This window comes from Sporosarcina jiandibaonis (assembly GCF_013184495.1).
Classification (GTDB): Bacteria; Bacillota; Bacilli; order Bacillales_A; family Planococcaceae; genus Sporosarcina; species Sporosarcina jiandibaonis.
Window position 1 is genome coordinate 169,606 of record NZ_JAAOIY010000004.1, and the last position, 23,122, is coordinate 192,727.

Sequence of the window (23,122 nt, forward strand, 5' to 3'; positions counted from 1 at the left end):
AGGAGGAGTTTTGTTTTTTGAGTAGTGTTAAAAATAGAATAATTGTTGTTATTAGCTTTTTTATGATTACCTTGTCATTGGTGTTAGCTCCAATTGGAGGAAGCACAGCGCAAGCATCTGTAGTCTTAAAAGGTGTGGCGCTGAAAAGTCCGACAAACGTCTATGATGACGCTAAGTCCGGCTCTAATGTATTGAAGTCGTATAACGAAGGCTCAATTATGCTGTACAGGGCGTATTCTGCAGATTGGTATACGACAACAGTTACGGTGAAGGGGAAAAAACACAGCGGATTTATCAATAAAGCTGATGTAGACACTTCAGTCGAAACCCAAACATTATTACAAGGGATTGGTTTGCAAGATTTCACAGCCGTTTATGCAACTGCATCTACAGGCTCCAAAAAATTGAAAACCTATCCAATTGGATCTCTGCTATATTACAAGACTTTTTCCAGTGAATGGTATGAGACCTCTGTAATAATTAATGGAAAGCGAACTCCAGGGTATATTCATAAATCTCATGTTGAAAACGGTGTAGAATCCGATGAGGTTTTGAAAGGACTTGCTATCCTCAACCCGACAGCTGTTTACTCTAGAGCTTCGACCAATTCCGCGGCATTAAAATCATATAACGGCGGAACAATTCTACAGTATAGAAACTATACGAGTAATTGGTACAAAGCGACTGTTTACGTTCGCGGAAAAGCAAGAACCGGTTTTATCCATAAAAGCCATGTTGACGCGACTGTAGAGAATCAGATTAGTTTACGAGGAATCGGTCTTCAAAACAGAACGTCTGTCTATGCAACCCCGTCAACGAGTGCACGAGCACATAAATCTTATGCGCAAGGGTCAATTTTACAATACAAAACTCTATCAAGTAATTGGTATGAAGCAACTGTTGTTGTAAATGGCAAGCGTGTAAAAGGTTATATTCATACAAGCCATGTTGAAGGGGTTTTTGATCAGAGCGAATCACTTAGAGGAATTGCTGTAGCATCGCCTACAAATGTTTATTCGAGAGCAGCCAAGAGTTCAGGAGCAATAAGGAACTACAATAAGGGGCATTACATGGAATTTAGAACTTTTTCCCCGAACTGGTACGCGACGACAGTCTCAGTAAATGGCAAGTCAGTCACTGGATACATACATCAAAAAGATGTAAGTACAGATCGCGTGATTACAAAAACAACGCAATATAGCACAGATTTTAAAAGAGCTGTCGACATCCAGATGGGCAGAGCACCTCAGGTCTCCGGGAAAAGCGGCGGCTGGGTAAATGCTTCAAGACCGCAAGTTGAGTATTATATTAACTCGTCCAATTTTGATATCAATTCAAACGACTATTATCAGTTTTTAGTATTATCTCAAACAGCAGCTTTGAATGCGCTTGAGGTAAACCAAAAGATATTAAATAATCATGGAACGCTAACAGGTAATGCACAAGCATTTATTGATGCAGGTACAAAGTATGGCGTCAATGAAGCTTACTTAATTTCTCATGCTTTATTAGAAACCGGCAACGGTCGATCTACATTAGCGCAAGGAGTTCCAGTTGATGGTAGAGGAAAAGTCGTTGCGCCAAAAGATGCTGTATTTACAGTTTATAATATGTACGGGATCGGTGCTGTAGATAATTGTCCTATAGAGTGCGGTGCAAAAAAAGCATTTGAAGAAGGATGGTTTACGCCAGAAGAAGCGATTATTGGCGGCGCAGGATTTATCAATACGTATATTGCGAGAGGTCAAGATACGCTGTATAAAATGAGATGGAATCCTATTAATCCTGGTCATCCACAATATGCAACAGATATTGCTTGGGCTCAAAAACAAACTTCTAACATTAAACGAATCTATGATTTGTTAGATAGATATGTATTAATTTACGATGTTCCGAAGTATGTTAATCAGCCAGCAAAATCGGGTAATCCTGATTATTACGATGGCGGGACACCGAAGCCGAATCCGGGTACCACAATTGATTATCCAACTGAAGTTTACGGGTTGACCAAAACTCCAAATAATTTAAACTTGCGTGAAGCTCCAAGTACAAGTTCGAAAACTCTCGGAAGTATTCCAAACGGCTCTAAAATCGAGATGTTCGGCACGAACGGAACTTGGTATAAGATAAAGTATGATGGGAAAACTGGTTGGGTCCATGGCGACTATGTAACATTGTTGAATTTACTAGAAGTATCAACAGGCAGTGCGACATTAGCGATTCGCCCAGAACCGAAGACATCAAATACGCCGATTGCGCGTGTGAACAGCGGTACTCTTTTAGCCGGAACTTTGGATAAGAACAACAACCTAATCCGAAGCAACGAATGGTACCAAATTTCATACAATGGCAAACAAGCTTGGGTAAGCGGCGGGAAAACCGGAACAGAATATATAAAAATCAATAACTAATATCCTAAGGTCATATGCGATTGTAATCGCATATGACCTTTTTTTGTCGGATTATGGTGGAAATTAGTACTATATGAATTACTGGAGAATTCATGTATAATAAAGAATGTATGTTAATATACCAAATTCCAATATCATTTAATAAACTACTAATAACGATATATATTCCGAAACTCATACTTACTAACGGAGGTTTAAAACGTGAGAAAAGTTATCACATACGGAACATTCGATTTACTACACACAGGCCATATAAATATTCTGCGTCGCGCGAAAGAATACGGCGACTATTTAATTGTTGCAATTTCATCTGATGAATTCAATGCGCTAAAAGGAAAGAAAGCTTACTATAGCTTTGAACAACGTAAATTAATTCTCGAAGCAATTCGTTATGTCGATGAAGTAATTCCTGAACATACATGGGAACAAAAAATACAAGATGTAAAAGATCATGAAGTTGATGTCTTTGTAATGGGTGACGATTGGAAAGGGAAATTCGACTTCCTGGAAGAACACTGTGAAGTTATCTATCTTCCTAGAACTGTAGGCATTTCGACAACTAAGATTAAGCAAGACTTAACAAAAGTAAAAAAGGCCAATCAATAGAAATCTATCCGTATCCTCGTTACTTTTTCGGAAGCGACGGAGATGCGGTTTGTTTTTTTCTGAAGCTAAAACCTTTAATACTTATGTATGAAACATCAGATATTCTCTGATATAATTAGCTTTGCGATTTACAAGGTCGGAATTGAGGGATTATACGTGTTAACGAAAATCAAAAAATCCAAAGTAACTCTATTGCTCTTTAAAATTACCTTTCTAGTACTTGGTTTATTGCCAAAAAAGAAGGACTTGATAATTTTTGAAAGCTTTCACGGAAAACAGTATAGTGATAGTCCCCGTTCAATTTATGAATATCTAGCGCAAAAACACTCAAACTATGAATTAGTATGGAGTATTGACCGCGGGAGCGAATCTCTTTTTAATGCACATGAAATTCCATACGTCAAACGCTTTACGCTGAAATGGTTTTTAACAAAACCGAGGGCGAAGTACTGGGTTAACAATGTGCGGTTGCCCATTTGGATGCCGAGACCTAAAGGGACAATATATTTACAAACATGGCATGGAACTCCTTTAAAAAAGTTGGGGCTTGATATTGATGAAGTTCATATTCCAGGCTCAAATAAAAAAACATATAAAGAAGATATACTTAAAGAATCAAAAAATTGGTCATACCTCATTTCTCCTAACAACTATTCTAGTGAAATATTCAGGAGTGCATTTGGCTTTAATGGGGAAGTTATAGAGAGCGGCTATCCACGGAACGATAAACTGTATACTGCTGGTGAAAACGAAATTGCTGACATTAAAGAGAATCTTAACGTTCCAAAGGATAAAAAGATTATTCTCTACGCACCTACTTGGCGGGACGATGATTATTTCAAGGTAGGACAATATAAATTTACATTTCAATTTGAATTGGATAAGATGAAGGAACGTTTTGGAGACGAGTTCGTCCTATTTACTAGAATGCATTATCTCGTGGCCGAAAACTTTGATTTCACGGCATACGGTGATTTTGTGAAAGATGTTTCCTCCTATCCGGATATTGCAGATTTGTATTTAGTTAGTGATATACTAATTACGGATTATTCTTCGGTCTTTTTCGATTATGCAGGTTTGAATCGACCGATTATTTTTTATATGTACGACATCGAAGACTATCGAGATCGTCTAAGAGGTTTTTATTTCGAAATTGAAAAAGATGCACCGGGACCAATTGTTGAAAATGAGAAAGACTTATTTGAAGCGATTGAATATGCGTTGAAAAACGGACATGCTTCACCAGAAGCGTATAAAGCTTTCCGTGACCGTTTCTGTTACCTGGAAGATGGTAAGGCTACAGAGCGAGTCGTTAAACGTTTGTTGCGAGATAAAATGATAAAAGGCAAGTGAGGAAGATATATGAAATCTTCAATCATCGTATTGAAAGAACAAATAAAGAATTTCCATCTACTGAGAAGGCTCTCTTGGTATGAAATAAAAAGCCAAACGAGCGGAAATTATCTAGGCGCGGCGTGGGAGATCATAAACCCAGCCATTCAAATAATGATTTATTGGTTTGTATTTGGTTTTGGGATAAGACAACGAGAACCAATTGGGGATGTTGAATATTTTCAATGGTTATTTGCAGGGATTTTAGTTTGGTTCTTTCTGAACCAAGGGCTAATGAAGGCAACTAGGTCGATTTATCAAAAAATAAGAATGTTATCGAAGATGAATTTTCCAATGAGTGTGATTCCAAACTACATTGTAGTCTCGCAATTTTACCCGCATCTGTTTTTATTGGGGATTGGCATCATTATCTTGCAATTTATGGGGTATCCGATATCTATTTATTATTTGCAATTACCGATTTACACTGCTGCAGCTGTAGCTTTACTATTTAGCTTGTCGCTGATCACATCAACACTTGCAACAATTGTTCGTGACGTTGCGATGATGTTGCAAGCTACGATGAGAATGCTGTTGTATTTATCGCCAATCCTTTGGCCGCCAACCTTGCTTCCTGAAAGTTGGCAACCGTGGTTAAAACTCAATCCCTTCTACTTTATTATTGAAGGGTATAGAAATACGTTATTAGGACAAAGTTGGTATTTCTTAGAGAATCCAATGTACACACTGTACTTTTGTGGATTAGTGCTTGTCTTATTCATAATTGGATCTTATTTGCACGTAAAGTTCAGAAGTCAGTTTATCGACTTTCTGTAAGTATGGAAGTGAATTTAAATGTCAAAATCAGTTGTTGTTAAAGATTTATCGAAAGAATATAAGTTGTTCGCGAACAAGTCAGAGCGTATTCTTGACTTGCTTCTCCCCCATAAAGAATACGGGGAATCTTTCTTCGCATTGAAAGATGTGTCATTTGAAGTTGAAAAAGGCGATATCATCGGTTTTGTCGGAGTTAACGGCTCTGGGAAATCAACCCTTGCAAACCTGATTGCAGGAATCGTTCCTAAAACATCTGGCTCAATAGAAATTGATGGTGATGTTGCATTAATCGCCGTGAATGCGGGGCTAGATAATAAACTTACTGGACGAGAAAATATTGAGTTGAAATTATTGATGCTCGGTTTTTCCAAGAAAGAAATATTGGAAATGGAAGATGAAATTATCGAGTTCGCTGAACTGGAAAAGTTTATTGATCAACCAGTGAAATCCTACTCCAGCGGGATGAAGTCACGACTCGGATTTTCAATATCAGTAAGAGTCAATCCCGATATATTAATTATTGATGAAGCATTATCTGTTGGCGATAAAGCTTTCGCTGAAAAAAGTTTGGCAAAGATGCATGAATTTAAAGAACAAGGAAAAACAATGTTCTTCGTCAGTCATTCAATTGGGCAGATGAAACAGTTTTGTGAAAAGGTCTTATGGCTTGAATACGGCGTATTGAAAGAGTACGGAGATGCAGCAGAAGTCCTTAAAAATTACGATAATTTCCTTAAGGAATACGGAAAGATGAGTAAAAAAGAGAAAAAGAAACACCGTGATGAAGGAATGGCCCGAAGACTCAATAGCAAAGCTGATATTAAATTAGAAACAAAATGAAAAGTGTAAGAGGACTTCCTCTTATGCTTTTTTTGTTTGCTTAATAAAACATGAGTACTTGAACAAACCATTATTCAAGTGCTTGTTTTTTGGTCTAAAATATTTTTCATTTTGATATAAATAAGTATATGGAAACTTTTGGACACGTGCTACAATATACTTGTATCATAGTGAAAATTTGGAGGCCTCTTGTATATTCCATATACTTGTGCCGAGGGAGGCGGTGGAATAAAGTTAGTCGAAATAATCAAGAATCTAGTTGGAGTAGTTTGCTAGTTTTTACCTTTAAAATAAATTAAGAATACAAGCACGGATTATTTTTATCCTAAAGGAGATAAAAAATGAAACATAAGATTGGGATTTTAGGGATTGTTGCCGCGTTATTCATTTCACTGTTATTTGGAACACAAACGACGAGTGCAGCAACAAAGGATTTAGTCGTCCACTATATCGATATTGGACAAGGTGATGCAATTTATATTAAAACGCCTAACGGAAAAAACATCCTAATCGATGCTGGGAACAAAGCCAAAGGTCATGACGTAGTTGCCTATCTGAAAAAGCAAAAGGTGAAAACGATTGATGTCATGATTGCTACACACCCAGATGCTGATCATATCGGAGGTCTCGATGAAGTTCTCGATGCATTCGTGGTGAAAAATGTATATGCTCCAAAAGTTTCGCACACAACAAAAGCATATAAAGATTTCTTATTGGCTGTTAAAAGAGAAAAAGTGAAAATCAAAACGGCTAAAATGGGCGTTAATTTGCCAGTAGGTGACAAATTAATTGCTATGAAATTTCTCGCTCCCGTAAAAAGCTACGCGACTAGTGATTTAAACAATTGGAGCGCCGTTCTGCACTTGAAATACAACAAAAACACTTTCTTATTCACTGGCGATGCTGAAACACGTTCCGAAAATGACATGATTGCTAATAAAGTCTTGTCAAAAGTTGATGTGTTAAAAGTGAGCCACCACGGAGCAAAAAGCTCCACATCTGAAAAGTTTTTAAACGCAGTGAAACCGAAATATGCTGTGATCAGCGTAGGAAAAGGTAATCGATATAAACACCCGACGCCAGAAACTCTGAAACGTCTCAAAAATGCTAAAGCACAGGTGTATCGCACGGATACACAAGGAACGGTTAAAGCTACTTCCAATGGGAAGACAATAAAGTTTCAAACTGCCGCCAAACCGAAAAGTTCAACGGCCTCAGCTGTTTCATATAAGTTGACACCAAGTTTAGATAATAAAACTCCAAAACAAAATGGAACAGTCAATTTAACGGTTAAGGGTCTTCCGACTGGAACTAAGTACACAGCGGTCTTTAATTACAAAAGCACAAAAACGACATACAACGGAACCGTCGGAAAAACGCTACCCGTGAAAATAGGAAGAGCAGCAAAAGGTTATACTGTGAAAGTTGACGTCACCTCAACATATAAAGGAAAAATCTATAAAAGCCAGGTTTCGTTTACACCGAAATAAGGAAGGTGTTTTCATGAAGGGAATCATTGATCGATTCGAAGATAATTGGGCAGTTGTTGAAATTGATGGTGAAACAAAAGATTTTGAGAGAGCCATATTTCCAATAGATGCAGTTGCCGGAGATGTTGTTAGAATTGAAGGTAATGAGGTTACAATTTTAAAAGATGAGACTGAACAATTAAGAAAAGAAATTGAAGAACTAATGGACGATGTATGGGAAGATTAAGATAGAAAATACAGAGACCAACCAGTTAGTTATAATAGCTGGTTGGTCTTTTCCATTTTTATAACCCATCGCATACCCTAGATACGGACCATTACTTGGTCAGAAAGGATACAATCGGTGCGGCGGACGGGGACCCGCACAATTTGTCGAACGATTTATATTCCCATAATTAGGAATAGTTCTTTACTTCAATAGCTTTCGTGAGATAATATTCTAAAGCGTATAGACAAGAGAGGAGAAGGATACGTTACGGAATTGTATTAAGAGTAAAAAAAGATGGCATGTTTTTACAATAATAGGGGGTTGGTTGCGTGATCAAGAAAAAGATTAATAGACTTGTTGTAATGCTTCTTGTATGTACATTATCTTTCAGTTTATTTTTACCCGAAACTGGTTTTACCCGTACTGAAGTAGTTAAAGAATCGTTAGATAACCCTACTTTACTAAATAAAGGAGAAACACTTAATCAAACTTTTGATCAAACGGAAGATGTCCACTGGTATGAAGTCACACCGTCAAATGATGAAATAACTGCAAACACGCATATGAGACTTACAGTGTCCGGTGAAGCAGACCTTGAGGTCAAGATTTACTCGAGCGAGGAAAAGGCGAGCAAGGATGACACATTTGCAAGGTATTATGCATTTAACTCTGGGGAACAACATGCTCAACTGGATTTTCCTTATGCATGGGAGGGCCCTTACTACATCAAGGTAGCGTATATGGGTGAAATGGATCCAGAAGAAAGCCAAGAAGCAACGGATTATCAAATTGGTTATGAGACTCTCAATCTCCCCCCTTCCGGTTACCAGGAGGAGGAGACTTGTCCTGTGATATTAAGTACCTCCCAGAAAAAGTCAGCAGCTGAAATCATAACTGCGCTGCATCAAGTGAGGGACGGATTACTAAAAAAATCGGATAAAGGTAAAGAATTAACCACGCTGTATTACAATGCCGCTCCATATCTAGTTGCCGATATGATTTTTGATAAAAAGACAAAGGATGATGTCTATCAAAATTTGGTTCAATTGAAACCGTTGTTTCAGGACCTTGCAAAAAACGGGGAAAACACATCCTATCGATTAACGAATGAGGATCAGCAAGCGATAAAGAACTTATACGACATTACTATACAAAGTGTCCCTGACACTTTGGAAAATAAGATAAACCAGATTGTTTCAGAAAAAGATCTATCACAGCTAGCAGGAAAAACTTTAAAAAGTATATTGAATGATCGCGGTCTGCTCGATACAGATACAAACAAATTGATTATTAAAATGGAAAAAGGAATAGACATCAAAACGTTATCCAAAAAAGTATCTGCTCAAGGCTTTGGAAAAAAGAGTGTATCAGCTTTAACATCAAGCCCAGAGTTATTTAATGATATATATGTTGCCAATTTAGATAACGAGTCTCACAAGGCTTTGATAGACAAGCTGAAGAAGCTGCCCGAAGTTGAATTTATCGAGCCTGTCAGAAAATATCATGCTTTATCTAATGATGTACAATATCTGCACCAATGGTCATTAAGCAATACAGGACAATATGGCGGCAAGCATGGTGCAGATATTAAACATTCCCCGCTGCAAAAGTTGTTGAAACAACGGGATTTGAAAGAAACTTTGATTGCGGTGGTTGATACAGGTGTAGACAGTTCCCTATCGGACTTAAAAGGAAAAGTCCGGACAGACCTCGGGAAAAACTTCGTCGCACGCAATAATGATGCAAATGACGATGAGGGGCATGGCACGCACGTCACTGGCATTATCGCAGCGAATATGGACAACGGCTACTCGATGGCAGGAATCCATCCCAACGCAAAAATACTGCCAGTTAAAGTGCTCAATGAATTCGGCGAGGGAGAAACAGATCAAGTGGCCTTGGGTATTATTTATGCGGCAGATCAAGGCGCGCAAGTAATCAATCTTAGCCTTGGCGGATACTATAGCCGAACGATTGAGTATGCGTTGCAATATGCAGCAGCTAAAAACGTCACTATCGTAGCAGCCAGCGGGAACAATGGGATGGGGGAAGTGTCTTATCCAGCCTCCTCTAAGTACGCGATAGCAGTAGGTTCAACAAACCGACTCGACCTAGTAGCGGATTACTCTGATTATGGGGAAGAATTGGCATTAGTCGCTCCCGGTTCGGACATTCCAAGCTTACTCCCGGACGGCAATGTCACTTACTTGTCGGGAACATCCATGGCAACACCACATGTAACAGCAGTTGCGGGATTGCTATTGTCGCAAAATCCGAAACTGAAGCCGAAAGAAATCAAGAAAATTTTATTGGACACAGCAAATAATGTGGCTTTTGAAGAAACCGACAATAGATATATGGAATGCTACAACAGTAATTATGAAATCATTCCTTGCAACCAGCAACCTGGGCATGATTTTGTTTCAGGCGGGGGAAGGCTTAATGCCTTCAGCGCAGTCAGTGCCGTTGATTTGCAATTAAAGGTCAATACGTTAAAGGATAATAAAATTACTGTAACTGGTACTGCCAAAAAAGGATCACACATCGAAGTGAAAAAAGGAAATGATGTATTGGGCGAGGCCAAAGCTGATTCCAATGGTAAATTCACTGCAAATATCAAAAAAGTGCAACCCGCCGGCAGCCTACTTCACGTAACTGGATCAGATGTGAAAGAAACAGGTTCAGATGAGGAAGGAACGGCGAAGACGTCGTTAAAAATCATTGTGGAAAAAGGGACACCCCCATCTGCGCCAAAGGTAAATGCTGTAAGCAATAAGTCAACTGTTGTCACAGGGAAAACAGCAGCAGGATTAAAAGTGAAAATAAAAAACAAATCCAAGAAAGTCATCGCTTCTGGGACCGCGAACAGCAAAGGCGACTTCAAAATCAAAATCAAGAAACAAAAAGCCGGCACTACACTATATGTCACAACAACCGACCTGGCGAAGAGAGAAAGCAAAGCCACCAAGATCGTTGTAAAAGACAAAATTCCGCCAAAGGCCCCAAAGGTTAATGCCGTAACAACAAATGATACGGTGATAAAAGGGAAAACTGAAGCGTATGCGACGGTGACTGTCACACGTAAAGGCAAAAAAATCGGTTCAAAAAAGGCGAACAGCAAAGGTGAATTCAAAGTGAAGATTAAGAAACAAAAAGCCAACTCTGTCCTCACGATATCAGCCAAAGACAAAGCCGGAAACAAAAGCAAGATGACAAAAGTGACTGTGAAAAAATATAAAAGAAAATAAGCGTTCCCAAATACAGAGACCAACCAGCTGGTGTAACAACAGCTGGTTGGTCTTTTTCAGGTTCTCCCCGCAATCTCCGATTATGTCCGCTCAATAAAGCATTATGTCCGCTCAATCTCTAATAATGTCCGCCCAAACGGCTAAAACCGCCGCCTATGTCCACTTAATCACGAATGATCTCCGCATTATTAACGGACTCCTCCCAATTCTCTACCCAATGCATGAAAGAAATTTTTTAAAATTGGTTAAACTAACCATAAATTAAAGGAATACCTTATTCACACGTCGAAAGTAATAACTGAAAAAGGGAATTAGATAAAATCTTCAAAAAACAATCACGCGACAGGAGATAAAAGTGAAAAGTAAACTTAAACTACTCATAACGATTATGCTGAAAGTCACATCAATTGTGATTTATCGATTAATGTGTATTTTATTTGCGTTTAAGAAAAATCGGGTGGTCTTTATGACACCGCGCCATTCCGAGTTAAAAGACAATCTCTATTATTTGTATAAGGAAATTGTAGCTGAGAAACCGGACCTTGAATATGTAATTTTAACAACCGAAAACCGCAAATTGGTTAAGCCCATTCGGCAATTAATGAAAGAATACTACTATTTAGCAACATCTAAAATATTTATTCTAGATGATTATTATTTGCCATTATATTTCATTCGTGTGCGAAAAGAGACAAAAGTGGTTCAACTTTGGCATGCATCGGGTCCTTTAAAGCGTGTTGGCTATAGTTTGAGAGGGCATCCCGATGGTCCGAACGAAAGTTATATTAAAGTAGTTCCGATTCACAGCAATTATGACGTAGTTGTCGTTAATTCAGATTCAGAAATCGATTACTATGAAGAAGCTTTTGGGATGGATAGGAAGAAAATTCACGCAATCGGTTCACCAAGAACGGACATCCTTTTTGCAAATGTACACGACATTACAAAAAAACATCAATTTCTGACAAAACATCCGCAGTTCGAAAATAAAGAACTCATTCTTTACGCGCCAACATTTAGAGGGAAAAGTACCGATCCTGCTCCATACATTCCGCAACTAGATATACAAAAACTAGTTCCACATCTTCGAGCAAAAAACAAGGTTTTACTATTAAACCTGCACCCTTATATGAATGAAAACGAAGAATACATGAAAAACATAGACGCAAATACAGTGTTCTGGAACCGCAACGAATACACAATCGAAGAACTTCTCATGATATCTGACGCGCTAATATCGGATTACTCATCCGTCATTTATGATTTTGCAATTCTAGAAAAACCAATCGCGTTGTTTTGCTATGATTACGAGAAATACAACAAACAAAGAGGTTTTTATGTCGACATTAAGCAATTGCTGCCTGCCACTTATTTTGAAAAAGAGAGCGAATTAGTCGATTGGATTATTTCGGATGACAAAGACACAGCCGAAGTAAGGCGATTAAAAGAGAAAAACTTCAAATACCAGGATGGACAATCATCAAAGAGAATCATCCAGTCGATTTTTCAGTAAAATTGACTCAATAATTCTCTGGGTAAATGAAATGGGGGAAAGATTTTTGTTTAATCCAGATTATTATCTTGACACGTCTCAATATCCTTTAAAACTAGTAAGCATTAAATGGGAACGCGTTCAGCTTTACCTGACATTATCACTGGGACAAGCGCCTTCAGACACCTTAGATTTTTACTTATTTCACCCGCAAACGGAAAGAACTGTTTATTTTCGACAAGTTAAGCAGAACGGCGAGTTTGTTCACTTACGCATTAATCTTTCAGTCGCTTGGGAAAATCAAAAACCCGTACCTTCTGGACGATGGGTGATTGTTGTAAAAGATCGATCCACCGAAGACGTATCAATCGCGACAACCGCGACTTCACTCATAGACTTCGTCACGACAGACCGTGATCATAATATGAACCATTACCGAAAAGTCTTCAATCCACATTCCGAAAACTATTATAGTGTTCGTCCGATGGCCAACGATGGGAATAAATTATTCTATCTCGCAATCTATAACAAAGGCGAACATTTAAGAACACCACGTGAAATTTCTCGGGAAATATATCGAAAAAAACGGAATGAACGGAGCTTGAGGTTCCGACAAAAAATATTCGATTTAATCTACAAAATGTCTGGCCGACTTGTGGGAATAAAAAACAGGCAAATCCTTTTCACATCGGATTCAAGAGCAGTAATCGGAGGGAATTTGAAGTTCGTTTACGATAAAATAATCGAACGAAAATTAGATGAAAAGTTCGAAATGAAAATGATGTTTAAAGAAAACATTACGAGGCGACGAAATTTCCTTGATAAGTTCAAGCTACCTTATTATCTTGCTACATCGAAAACTATCCTGTTAGATGATTTTCACCCGATGCTTTATAACGTTGAATTTGATAAGTCGCAAAACATCATCCAGCTATGGCATGCATCGGGACCTTTTAAAACTGTCGGGTATTCACGAGTGGGCAAACCGGGGGGGCCGACTATCAATGCCAACTCTCATAAAATTTACACAAGTGCGATCGTCGCTTCGGAACATTCGATTCCATTTTATGCAGAAGCCTTTGGCATGGCAGAAGCTGATGTCTACCCGACCGGAATACCAAGAATTGATCCTTTCTTCGACGAGGCATATAAAGAGAAGATTAGAAATAAAATGTACAAGGCATTTCCGAAAGCAAAGAACGCTAACGTCATTTTATTCGCACCAACCTTTCGGGGAAGTGGACCAAAAACAGCCTATTATCCGCTGTACCAACTCCATCTTGAAAGTCTTGCGAACTATGCTCGAGAAAATAACTCAGTCATTATCTTCAAACTGCACCCGTTCGTCCGGGAGAAAATTGAAATTCCCGAACAATATGAAGATGTATTCATTGATGCTTTTAATTACCGGGAAATAAATGATATTTTACTAATTTCAGATGTTCTCATTACGGATTATTCATCGGTCGTTTTCGAATACTCATTATTGAATAAACCAATGATTTTCTACGCATTTGATTTCCACCAATATATTTCAAGTCGTGATTTTTATGAAGGGTTTCAAGACTTTGTCCCGGGAAAAATCGTCATGAATTTCAATGAGCTCATGAAAGCATTAGTAGAACAAGATTACGAGATGGATAAAGTACAACAATTTCGGGATAAGTATTTTAAATACCAAGATTCAAATTCGACTGACCGTGTCATTGATTGGTTGATTTTAGACAAGTTTCCGGAAGAAATACCGCGGGGACCTAGACAAAAGCTTCTATAGGGAAAATAAAAAGGGGTGGACATATGATTTCATTAGTTCTGTTATCCAGTGGATCAGGTTCGAGAATGGAAAATAGTGTTCCGAAGCAATATTTAAGCTTGGGCGGCAAACCGATTATTATTCACACATTGGAACGATTAGCCAAGGTGAAAGAAATTAGTGAAGTGGTGATCTGTTGCACGGAAGAGTATATGGAACATATCGCGCGACTAATCAAAAACCATTGCCCGCAGTTGAATTACAAGCTAGTCAAAGGGGGTAAAACACGACAAGAATCGACTTGGAATGGCATACAAGTTTGTGAGAATGGTAGTGTCATGATTCACGAAGCAGCACGACCTTTTGTGAAAATTAATGAATTCGAACGACTAGCACTTGAAGAAAGTGAAAACGCGATTTACGGCGTTGAAATTCCATTTACTGTATTAAAAGGCAATGGCCAAATTGACGAAACATTAGATCGCGAGGAACTCGTGAATGTGCAACTGCCTCAAAAGTTTAATAGAGATAAATTACTAGACGCGTTTGAACAAGCTCATGCTAATAACAAGAAATTTACCGAAGACGCAAGTCTCTTTTTCGAATACTATCCAAATGATGCCGTAAAGATACTAGAAGGCACAGTTCACAATATGAAAATAACGTATCCAATCGACTTAGTGATAGGGGAAACCATTTACCGCGAATACGTATTGGGGAGTGAGACGAATTGACAACAGCTATCGTGACGGGGGCAAGCCGTGGAATTGGTCGAGCTGCGGCAATTGAAATGAGTAACAATCCAGAGGTAGATAATATTGTATTAATCGCTCGAGATGAAGTGAAACTTTCAGAAACGATAGGTTTATTAAATCCACGGGTACGCGCGCGTGCGATTGTCTATGATTTTTCATCACAGGAAGGAATTCCGAGTATGGTGAAAGAAATATACGATGAATTCGGATCAATCGATTGGCTATTAAACATAGCAGGTTATACAGATCCCAAATCACTCCTAGATACAACACTAGATAGCATGGAAATAACCTATAAAATCAACGTCTTTTCATTAGTCGAAATGACGAAAGAATGCGTAAAGTATATGAAGCAAAACGAGCAATCGAAAATATTGAATGTTGCTTCAACAGCAGGCATGACGCCGCGACCCGGTTGGCTTTCTTACGCATCATCCAAATCGGCAGTCATCAGCATATCAGAAACGCTCGCTCAGGAACTATCGGAATATAATATCCTCGTATATTGTATCTCTCCGGGGCGCGCCGCAACCGATTTACGAAAAAAGTTAGCACCCGAAGAAGATCCAACAACCATCATGCAACCGGCGCACGTCGCCAAAGTAATCGGCAACCTCATGCGAATGTCCGAACACTGTCTGGACGGACAGAATATGGTTGTAAGGAAACAAGTGAAATAAACGCAACACGCCCAATGTAAAATTACACATAGGGCGTGTTTTATTTTGCCAAGGAGTTAGTTAAGCGATTCATAAGCTCAGGGAAGACGGTTGAAATCGCCAAAAAGGCCATTTCACCTAGTATAGGGAAACAGCCTTACTGTCTATAAGATTATTTTACTTTCGTAGTAACCTTTTTCGTATTCTTGGCTTTGTCAGAAACAGTTACAGTGATTGTTGTGTTTTTCTTTTGACGCTTGATGGCGATTTTAAAATCACCTTTAGCGTTTGCTGTACCGGAACCAATGGTTGTTTTGCCAACCTTGAAAGTAAGTTTCGCTCCCGCTTCTGTTTTACCTGTAGCAGTTTTGGTAGTGGAGTAGATGTTTTTCAAGGTGAGGCTCGGTGCAGTCTTATCGGCAACAGTGACGGTTGTGGCTTTACTGACATTGCCTGAAGCATCTTTGGCAGTGAATGTCAATTTCGTTCCAGCTTTAACAGATTTGATGGTTAGCTTAAATTTACCTGATTTATCAACTTTAGGCGAACCCAGTGTTTTTTTGCCGTTCTTTACTGTAACGGTGGAATTCGCTTCGGCCTTGCCGGATACTGATTTATCATTGTCATCAACAGCGTTCACTTTCGGTGCGCCTGGTGCAGTCTTATCCTTTACAGTAACGGTTGTGGCTTTACTTACATTACCAGCTTCATCCGTTGCAGTTGCAGTGATCTTGGAACCGGCTTTAATCTTTTTAATAGTCAACTTGAAATTGCCGCTGCTATTTGCTTTTGGCTTGCCTAATACAGTGCTACCGTTTTTGATGGTAACAGTTGAATTTTTCTCCGCTATACCAGAGATAGAAGTATCATTATCATCAATTGCATTAACGGTAGGGGCAGAAGGGGCTTTAGTATCTAGCATCTGTGCCATAAGCAGATAAAGCTCATTGCTTCCAAGCTCATAATAATCCATTGCAAGGATATAGTAATCACCAGGCTTTACAGGCACAATTTGAAAATAGATACCGTTCTCGTCCTCGTATTCATATACTTCCGGCTCAACATAATCCAAGTTGGAATCAAATACGCCATAAGCAAGCCCCATATATGGATACTCGTCAAGTGTTGCGCCAAAAACAACCATGTAATCAGTGGATGTAGCCTTTACCTTATAAAGGTCAATATCTTCTTCCCATTGGAAAGCACCCACCATGCCTTTGTTCATTGGAAGGCTATTCGCTTCCTCTATATAATCATTCGGTTCTGTTTCATAAAGGATATCACTCTCTGCAGTCTTGTTGTAAGAAAAGCCGCTTACTCCGTTTTTATTGAGGGTTTGAGGTATTTGAGGTAGTTTAAAATGATCAGGGTTAAAGTTACGAAAATCCTTACTCGACTCTTCTGTGCCTGGTAATTCAATTTTATTCTTCAATGGATCAAGAGAATTGGCAAAAACACTTCCAGAGAAAGCAGTGGTCATCAATAGGGCAGATGCTACAACACTAATAATTTTCTTTTTCAATTCAAATCTTCCTCTCACTCTTTATTAGGGCATTAAGTAGAATTATATGTTCCAATATATAATGAACATGTCTATCAATAAAAATATTTATAATTCTTCTTTTCCGATTTGCAAACGTTGATGCATAAGCATTTTAAAAACCGCTAATTCATTTGCGAATTAGCGGTCTACTTTTTACTTTAATTTGTATTTTATATCACTAACAATTATTTCGAAAACCTCTCCCTAACCACATTCACTAAAAACAACGGAATTTGCATCATCCGCTTAGCCCTCGTAGGTTGCGTAACCAGGCGATAGAGCCACTCCAAGTTATTGCTTGTCCAGAACTTAGGGGCACGCTTCACATTCCCCGAAAGGACGTCAAAGCTTCCACCGACACCGACCAATACCGATGTTGGGAATAAATCCTTGTACTTCGCAATCCAACGTTCTTGAAGCGGGGCACCCATCGCAACGAAAACAAAATCGGGTTTAGTTTCGGCAATTTCATTTGCAACTAACGGCCCTTTATTCGTATAGCCGTCCATGAAGCCCGCCACTTTCAACCCGCGATATTCAGCCTTCGCATTTTTCGCAGCTTGTTCGGCAACACCCGGTTTGGCTCCGAAAAAGTAGACTGTTTTACCATGCCAATTCGCATACGCTAAGAAATCATGCATCAACTCATATCCGGGCAACTTCTCGCGGAGGGGGACCCCCAGTATCTTCGATGCAATCAAGACGCCAATTCCGTCAGCCAGAACATAATCCGCGGACTTGATCACTTCTTTATAAGAAGTAGAACTTTTGGTCAGCATAATGATTTCGGGATTTGCCGTAACGAAAAACAAGTTCCCTTCAGGTGATTGGAAATGCTCATCTATCCCTTTGAGTAATTCCAATTTATTTATATTTGTAATCGGGATATCCAATATCTTTATTTCATCCATCGTGAAGATCTCCTTTTAAGGAAAGTAATAAGCTCCTTATAGTTATAACATACATATGCCTATTGAATCTAGATAATATAGGAAAGAGAAAAAGTGATAGTAACTATTTTCTAGGATACTTAATACATATCTTATTATCGTGATCTTAACTACATTAGATAGAAGCCTTGATAAAAAGCATCATAATAATAAGGTTAGGCCAATTACTATATAGATTAATAGTTAGGGAATGTTCAACCAGGAGTGGGTTACCGCGAGGGGAATCATGATTTTTTAGAAAGAAACAATAGAAATTATGCAATGCTTTACTTTTTTAGTAAGACGATAAAAAAAGACGTACCCAAAATCGCTATGTGGATACATCTTTCGTATTTTTGAATTAAATCAATCTAATTTTCATTTTCATCTTCAACCCCAGTCGTATCATTCGGTTCTTTATCGGCAGTTGTTGCAAGTTCATTCATTTGTTTGAGCGCTTGTTCATAAATCGCATTCAAAGTGGCAGAAATCTCGGCTTGTTCATCGCTATTATCAAAGCTCATATTCATGAGTAGCTCATCCGCATAACTACGTAACCCCTCAACCCGAAGCTCAATTTCATCCTGCGTAAATTGAGCTAGCTCGTCTTCAGCATGCTGAATTTCCGCTTGCAACCCTTTCTTCAATTCCACCATCAGTAACTCTTTTTCATTTGTAATAGCCTTATCAATTTGGTTAATCGATTCCGTCTTTTTACTATTGAACCAATTAGTCAATAAACTATTGATATCTTGACCGGCAAAAGCAGATTTCACACCACTGCCAATACTAATACTTAAAAATAAGGCCCCAACAACAATCAATATTCTTTTGAACGCAAGCCTTATTTGAAAAATTTTGAGTTTATCTCTCATAGGTATTCCTCCATTTAAAAGAATAAGGACCCCGGAATAGGAGGTCCTTATTTCGCATGAGTGATTGTTAAATTCCATTAACTAAATCTTGCATCGCCTTTTTGGCCTCGCTTTCCAGTTTTTCAGCTAGTTCTTTAATGGCAACACGATGCACACTCACTATTTGCTGCTGGGCTTCACTGAAAGTTATACGAAGTGCATCGATTTTGCTATCAATTTTTAACATAATCTCTTCAGTAGTAGTGGCTGATTTCTGTTGCAATGAAGTTAGTATTTCAGATTTTGCGCCCTCAATTGCATTCTCTAGATCATTAAGTGCACTACTTTTTGAAGCATTAAGTTCATCAGTTAAAGTTTTACGAGCGGTGCTTGCTTCAGCGTTTAATTGCCTTCTCATATATCCATCATTTTTAAATTCAGCAGTGGCCTCGTTTAATCGAGTCTCTGCATCTGATTTAAGCTTCCCGAATTCAGAGTCCATATACCTTTCGATCTCTTTTTTCGTATTACTAATTGAGTCAATATGTTCAGTAGCTGCTGTCTCGATACCGTCTTTAGCTTTTCCAGTTTCACTTATTCCAGTATCCTGAATGGTTGTTACGCCTTCAGATATTAGCCCATTAAATTCATTGTGGAAACTGTCCATTTCATCAGATAAGTACGCTTTAACATCTTTTTCAACAACTACCTTTGTTGGATTAAACTGTGCATCAAACCACGTTCTTAATTTTGCTCCAGCATCTGAAGCACCAAATGCAACCGAAGCCCCCGATACTAATACAAATGCTGCCGCGATTGCGGTTACCTTACTTTTCATTGATTTTAACATTGTAATTTCCCCTTTATGTGCTATATTTTTGAAATTTGCCCGTAAACCTCAAGTCAGTGATATTTAATCGCCTAGAATTTCTACCAACATAGTTGTAACATCCTGCTCGATTTCATCTCCAATATTCCTGCTTTTAACAAACGCATCGAAACCTTCTTTTTCTAAGTCAGTTACGGTTTGATTGACTTGTTCCTTCATTCCTGATACTACTACTTCGATATAGGCTTTTGATTCTTCTAACTGTTTGTTGCGAGACTCTTCAATTGCAGTAGTAGCATCTTGTCTAGTTTCTACAATGAAAACATCTAGCAGCTTAAAGGTTGTCCAAACATCAGTCTCTACAGTTGAACTTATTACTTCATCCTCCTTTTGAGAAGTGTCGTAATACCAATTTGAAAGAGTGGAAGTTGCTTGGACGTTTGCGTAAACAAATCCCAAACATAATATGACAGGGATTAGTAGTGACATACCGAGCCTGTTTTTTATAAAAACCACTCCCTCCGAGGTTCTGTTAGGCTTTTCTACTACTTAAAGTATAAAAGATTTTTAGTTTCATTTCGTCACTCCGAAGTGGCATAGGAAAGTATCTAACGTCTACTTTCCTATGCCACTTTCGTTTACTATTTCCATTTTATTGATGGAAATTAAAGCTCTACATATGAAGATTGTAGAATGCATAACTGTTCTAGTACTTTGTTAAAACATTTCCAAATAGAAATCTGCTATACTATTCATATATATTTACGAAACAAAAAAAGTACCCAAACGTCTGTAAGAATAGGGAATACACGTAGAATCGAGTTGAGAAAATGAACAATAAAAGAACCCTTTTAAAAGGCATCATATTACTATTATTAATCGCGGTTTTAGTCGGCCTTTTGGGTCAAATCGGACAAATTAAAACTGCTTCTGAGCCTGGCTTAAAGCCGGATTCCTTCAGTAAAATAGCTTTAGAAGGCATGGAAATCGATAAAGAATCGATTCCGGAAGAGGAACCGGTTGGAGAAGTAGAGGATGAGGCAGAAGAGGTAGAAGAGGCAGAGAAGATAGAAAAAATAGAAGTCCCGGTTGCCCCTGAACCAGATTTGTCGTCAACCATCGCGAATGCCAAATCTTATGTCTACACGATCGATTCCGATTTACAGCAAGGTTCCGGCTTTCTGTTCAACACAAAAGGCGACATCGTAACAAACGCCCATGTTGCGAAAGATGCAGCATACATAACAGTCACAAATAGCAATGGGCAACAATTTAACGGACAAATCATCGGGATTTCAGACACAATTGACATTGCACTTATCCGAGTTCATGATTTAGCAGGGAAGCAACCGATGGAAATGGAGCTGTCGAGAGTTCCCGTCGGCACGAAAGTCTTTGCGTTGGGCAGTCCCGAAAACATCGCCAACACGTCAACGGAAGGAAAGATTACTAGCTTCGGAAAAAGTTTCTTCGATGACTACGATTACAAAAATCTTTACGAAATGGACGCGACGATTAAACAAGGCTCCAGCGGAGGACCATTAATCGATGCGGGCACAGACCGGATTATCGGCATCAATTCGCTAATCCTTGAAAATAATCCTAGCATTGGCTACGCGATTCCCATATACACGGTCATCGACCAACTAAACAAATGGGCATCCAGCGCGAAGGATGTCGTCGAGGAACAAGAAGACATTACAATCGAAGGCGCCTATTTGGATGATGAATTGCTCAGAAGCTTCATCAACAGTTATTATGAATTAATCCCTTACTCACTCAACGATAAAAAGCTAGAATACTATTGGACATATTTATTGCCAGGAAGTCAGGCTGCAAAAGAAGGCGTTCGACAAGTACAAGAATTATTTAGCGAACATAGAGTCTTTGAAGCAGTAAAATCGACAATCACAAGCGTTGAAATCGGCGAGACTGAAGCAATTGTAAAAGCGAATGCAACATTTACTTTCCACGACAAGGAAATTGATGAAGTCAAAACAATCGACTACGCGGCAACATTTACAGTCGTCATAGACGAGTACGGCGATTACGCAATTAAAAATATTGAACAATAAAAAATGCACAGTCGAGAAAAATCGACTGTGCATTTCTATTTAGAAGCTTCTAAAACTATGGAAGTACTTGCTCCAATAAGGATCGCTCAAACTACGAACGTGTACATTTTTTCCGCCAGAATGAATGAACTGGTTATTTCCGATGTAAATCCCAACATGCGAAATACCTGCGCGGTACGTCCCTGCGAAGAATACTAAATCGCCTGGTTGTGGATTCGAAACTTTTGTTGTTGCTGCAAATTGACCAGTTGTAGCACGTGGAACGCTTTTTCCAGCTTGCTTGAATACATATTGAACATATCCACTGCAGTCAAAACCGCTTGTCGTCGATCCACCATAGCGGTAAGGTATACCACGAAGTTTCATTGCATTTGCAATTAGATCAGATGAAAAACTAGTGTTTGACGCTTTTTTCGTTTTTGTAGCAGTTGTTGTCGCTTTCGCTTTGGTTGTCGCCTTTGCTTTTGCAGTAGATGCTTTCGCCAATAAATCACCGGAAACCCAACCAGTCTTGCCATTTGCGTTTACTCTGTACCAAGTTGTTTTACCAACTTTCTTCTGAGCAGTAGCAGTAACTTTTGTTCCTTTTTTAGCTAGAGTAACAATTTTATTATTTGTTCCCGCATTCGAGCGGATATTTGAATTGTATTTTGTTGTGAATGAACCGCTAGCAGCTTTAGCAGTCGCTTTCGGAGCCGCTTTTTTTGCTGGCGCTTTAGCCGGTGCTTTCTTTGCTACAGTTTTCGCTGGTGTAAGCAGTGTACTTAGAACCCAACCTGATTTTCCGCTAACGCTAACTTTATACCAAGTTTCTTTCCCGACTCTTTTCTGATGAGTCGCCTTAGCAGTCGATCCTTTTTTCGCTGTAATAACAATTTTGTTCTTTGTTCCCGCATCGGTGCGGACATTCGTATTATACTTTAATTTGAAACTACCAGATTTAGCAGTTGCTTTAGTAGATGAAACTTTCGTCACTGTCTCGTATGTGTAAGAAGATTCAGTCTTAATGCTTGCTTGTCCAACATTCTCAGAGGCTTGTGCGTCGATAGTAGCGGTCGTTAATAGAATTGATGCCGCGGTTACTAATGAAATGACAACTTTTCTCATTATTTATCCCCTAACTAAGTTTTTTTATATTCTATATAGTCCTAAACTTACGGTTAATTTTTCCTACTTATCACTTTATAGGTAATTAAACCAAATAACAACGTCATTTCAATTACAGATATATTACAGTTATATTACAAAAGACGATTTTTGG

The 23,122-nt window shown here is 38.7% G+C and carries 18 protein-coding genes and 1 pseudogene; 13 read left to right on the plus strand and 6 right to left on the minus strand.

The window, feature by feature from the left end; all coding sequences use genetic code 11:
- Positions 1 to 17 precede the first annotated feature (17 nt).
- The 12 genes and pseudogenes from G8782_RS12145 to G8782_RS12200 all read left to right on the plus strand — a co-directional run bounded on the left by G8782_RS12145 (position 18) and on the right by G8782_RS12200 (position 15,652).
- Positions 18 to 2,411 carry an SH3 domain-containing protein gene (locus tag G8782_RS12145; protein ID WP_246231657.1) on the plus strand — a complete coding sequence of 798 codons (2,394 nt, stop codon included), beginning with the start codon at positions 18 to 20 and terminating at the stop codon, positions 2,409 to 2,411.
- Positions 2,412 to 2,612: 201 nt separating this feature from the next.
- Positions 2,613 to 3,017, plus strand: coding sequence for a glycerol-3-phosphate cytidylyltransferase (gene tagD, locus G8782_RS12150; RefSeq protein WP_172371524.1), 405 nt, complete (start codon positions 2,613 to 2,615; stop codon positions 3,015 to 3,017).
- 156 nt (positions 3,018 to 3,173) lie between these two features.
- Entirely contained in the window at positions 3,174 to 4,370 is a 1,197-nt protein-coding gene (locus G8782_RS12155; RefSeq protein ID WP_343035059.1) for a CDP-glycerol glycerophosphotransferase family protein, read from the plus strand.
- 9 nt (positions 4,371 to 4,379) lie between these two features.
- The gene (locus G8782_RS12160) at positions 4,380 to 5,186 is read left to right on the plus strand and encodes an ABC transporter permease (protein WP_172371527.1); all 807 of its coding nucleotides are present in this window, start codon (positions 4,380 to 4,382) and stop codon (positions 5,184 to 5,186) included.
- Between the two features lie 18 nt (positions 5,187 to 5,204).
- On the plus strand, positions 5,205 to 6,026 hold the full coding sequence (gene tagH, locus G8782_RS12165) for a teichoic acids export ABC transporter ATP-binding subunit TagH (protein ID WP_172371528.1): 822 nt from the start codon (positions 5,205 to 5,207) through the stop codon (positions 6,024 to 6,026).
- 341 nt (positions 6,027 to 6,367) lie between these two features.
- Positions 6,368 to 7,198 (plus strand): annotated as a pseudogene (locus G8782_RS12170) (ComEC/Rec2 family competence protein); the annotation flags it as partial.
- 331 nt (positions 7,199 to 7,529) lie between these two features.
- Positions 7,530 to 7,742 carry a DUF3006 domain-containing protein gene (locus G8782_RS12175; protein ID WP_172371530.1) on the plus strand — a complete coding sequence of 71 codons (213 nt, stop codon included), beginning with the start codon at positions 7,530 to 7,532 and terminating at the stop codon, positions 7,740 to 7,742.
- A gap of 311 nt (positions 7,743 to 8,053) precedes the next feature.
- Positions 8,054 to 10,972, plus strand: coding sequence for a S8 family serine peptidase (locus G8782_RS12180; RefSeq protein ID WP_172371531.1), 2,919 nt, complete (start codon positions 8,054 to 8,056; stop codon positions 10,970 to 10,972).
- A 355-nt stretch (positions 10,973 to 11,327) separates the two neighbouring features.
- Positions 11,328 to 12,485, plus strand: a complete 1,158-nt coding sequence (locus G8782_RS12185) for a CDP-glycerol glycerophosphotransferase family protein (protein ID WP_172371532.1) — start codon at positions 11,328 to 11,330, stop codon at positions 12,483 to 12,485.
- Between the two features lie 46 nt (positions 12,486 to 12,531).
- Positions 12,532 to 14,238 (plus strand): CDP-glycerol glycerophosphotransferase family protein, encoded by a 1,707-nt coding sequence (locus tag G8782_RS12190; protein ID WP_172371533.1) that lies wholly within the window; start codon positions 12,532 to 12,534, stop codon positions 14,236 to 14,238.
- A 23-nt stretch (positions 14,239 to 14,261) separates the two neighbouring features.
- Complete coding sequence (gene ispD / locus G8782_RS12195) at positions 14,262 to 14,951, plus strand: 2-C-methyl-D-erythritol 4-phosphate cytidylyltransferase (protein ID WP_172371534.1); 690 nt, start codon at positions 14,262 to 14,264, stop codon at positions 14,949 to 14,951.
- Positions 14,948 to 15,652, plus strand: a complete 705-nt coding sequence (locus G8782_RS12200) for an SDR family oxidoreductase (protein WP_172371535.1) — start codon at positions 14,948 to 14,950, stop codon at positions 15,650 to 15,652. The genes ispD and G8782_RS12200 overlap by 4 nt, the downstream gene beginning before the upstream one ends.
- A gap of 151 nt (positions 15,653 to 15,803) precedes the next feature.
- Here the strand turns inward: G8782_RS12200 and G8782_RS12205 are convergent, their stop codons facing one another.
- From G8782_RS12205 to G8782_RS12225, 5 genes are all read right to left on the minus strand, one after another.
- The gene (locus tag G8782_RS12205; protein WP_172371537.1) at positions 15,804 to 17,153 is read right to left on the minus strand and encodes an Ig-like domain-containing protein; all 1,350 of its coding nucleotides are present in this window, start codon (positions 17,151 to 17,153) and stop codon (positions 15,804 to 15,806) included.
- Between the two features lie 206 nt (positions 17,154 to 17,359).
- Positions 17,360 to 18,085 carry a WecB/TagA/CpsF family glycosyltransferase gene (locus tag G8782_RS12210; protein ID WP_172371539.1) on the minus strand — a complete coding sequence of 242 codons (726 nt, stop codon included), beginning with the start codon at positions 18,083 to 18,085 and terminating at the stop codon, positions 17,360 to 17,362.
- 389 nt (positions 18,086 to 18,474) lie between these two features.
- Positions 18,475 to 18,978: a hypothetical protein gene (locus G8782_RS12215; protein ID WP_172371541.1), complete on the minus strand. Its 504-nt coding sequence runs from the start codon at positions 18,976 to 18,978 to the stop codon at positions 18,475 to 18,477.
- Positions 18,979 to 19,045: 67 nt separating this feature from the next.
- On the minus strand, positions 19,046 to 19,807 hold the full coding sequence (locus G8782_RS12220) for a hypothetical protein (protein ID WP_172371543.1): 762 nt from the start codon (positions 19,805 to 19,807) through the stop codon (positions 19,046 to 19,048).
- A gap of 63 nt (positions 19,808 to 19,870) precedes the next feature.
- The gene (locus tag G8782_RS12225) at positions 19,871 to 20,275 is read right to left on the minus strand and encodes a hypothetical protein (RefSeq protein WP_172371544.1); all 405 of its coding nucleotides are present in this window, start codon (positions 20,273 to 20,275) and stop codon (positions 19,871 to 19,873) included.
- A 341-nt stretch (positions 20,276 to 20,616) separates the two neighbouring features.
- Between G8782_RS12225 and G8782_RS12230 the strand changes: the two genes are divergently transcribed.
- Positions 20,617 to 21,861, plus strand: a complete 1,245-nt coding sequence (locus tag G8782_RS12230) for a S1C family serine protease (protein ID WP_172371546.1) — start codon at positions 20,617 to 20,619, stop codon at positions 21,859 to 21,861.
- Positions 21,862 to 21,900: 39 nt separating this feature from the next.
- Here G8782_RS12230 and G8782_RS12235 read toward each other — a convergent pair whose 3' ends face one another.
- Complete coding sequence (locus G8782_RS12235) at positions 21,901 to 22,968, minus strand: C40 family peptidase (protein ID WP_172371548.1); 1,068 nt, start codon at positions 22,966 to 22,968, stop codon at positions 21,901 to 21,903.
- Positions 22,969 to 23,122: the final 154 nt, after the last annotated feature.

What these genes read in the sequence shown, in the direction of transcription:
- G8782_RS12160 (WP_172371527.1), top strand. Translation starts at nt 4,380, where the DNA reads ATGAAATCTTCAATCATCGTATTGAAAGAACAAATAAAGAATTTCCAT.
- tagH (WP_172371528.1), top strand. Translation starts at nt 5,205, where the DNA reads ATGTCAAAATCAGTTGTTGTTAAAGATTTATCGAAAGAATATAAGTTG.
- G8782_RS12175 (WP_172371530.1), top strand. Translation starts at nt 7,530, where the DNA reads ATGAAGGGAATCATTGATCGATTCGAAGATAATTGGGCAGTTGTTGAA.
- ispD (WP_172371534.1), top strand. Translation starts at nt 14,262, where the DNA reads ATGATTTCATTAGTTCTGTTATCCAGTGGATCAGGTTCGAGAATGGAA.
- G8782_RS12210 (WP_172371539.1), bottom strand. Translation starts at nt 18,085, where the DNA reads ATGGATGAAATAAAGATATTGGATATCCCGATTACAAATATAAATAAA.
- G8782_RS12215 (WP_172371541.1), bottom strand. Translation starts at nt 18,978, where the DNA reads ATGAGAGATAAACTCAAAATTTTTCAAATAAGGCTTGCGTTCAAAAGA.
- G8782_RS12220 (WP_172371543.1), bottom strand. Translation starts at nt 19,807, where the DNA reads ATGTTAAAATCAATGAAAAGTAAGGTAACCGCAATCGCGGCAGCATTT.
- G8782_RS12225 (WP_172371544.1), bottom strand. Translation starts at nt 20,275, where the DNA reads ATGTCACTACTAATCCCTGTCATATTATGTTTGGGATTTGTTTACGCA.
- G8782_RS12230 (WP_172371546.1), top strand. Translation starts at nt 20,617, where the DNA reads ATGAACAATAAAAGAACCCTTTTAAAAGGCATCATATTACTATTATTA.
- G8782_RS12235 (WP_172371548.1), bottom strand. Translation starts at nt 22,968, where the DNA reads ATGAGAAAAGTTGTCATTTCATTAGTAACCGCGGCATCAATTCTATTA.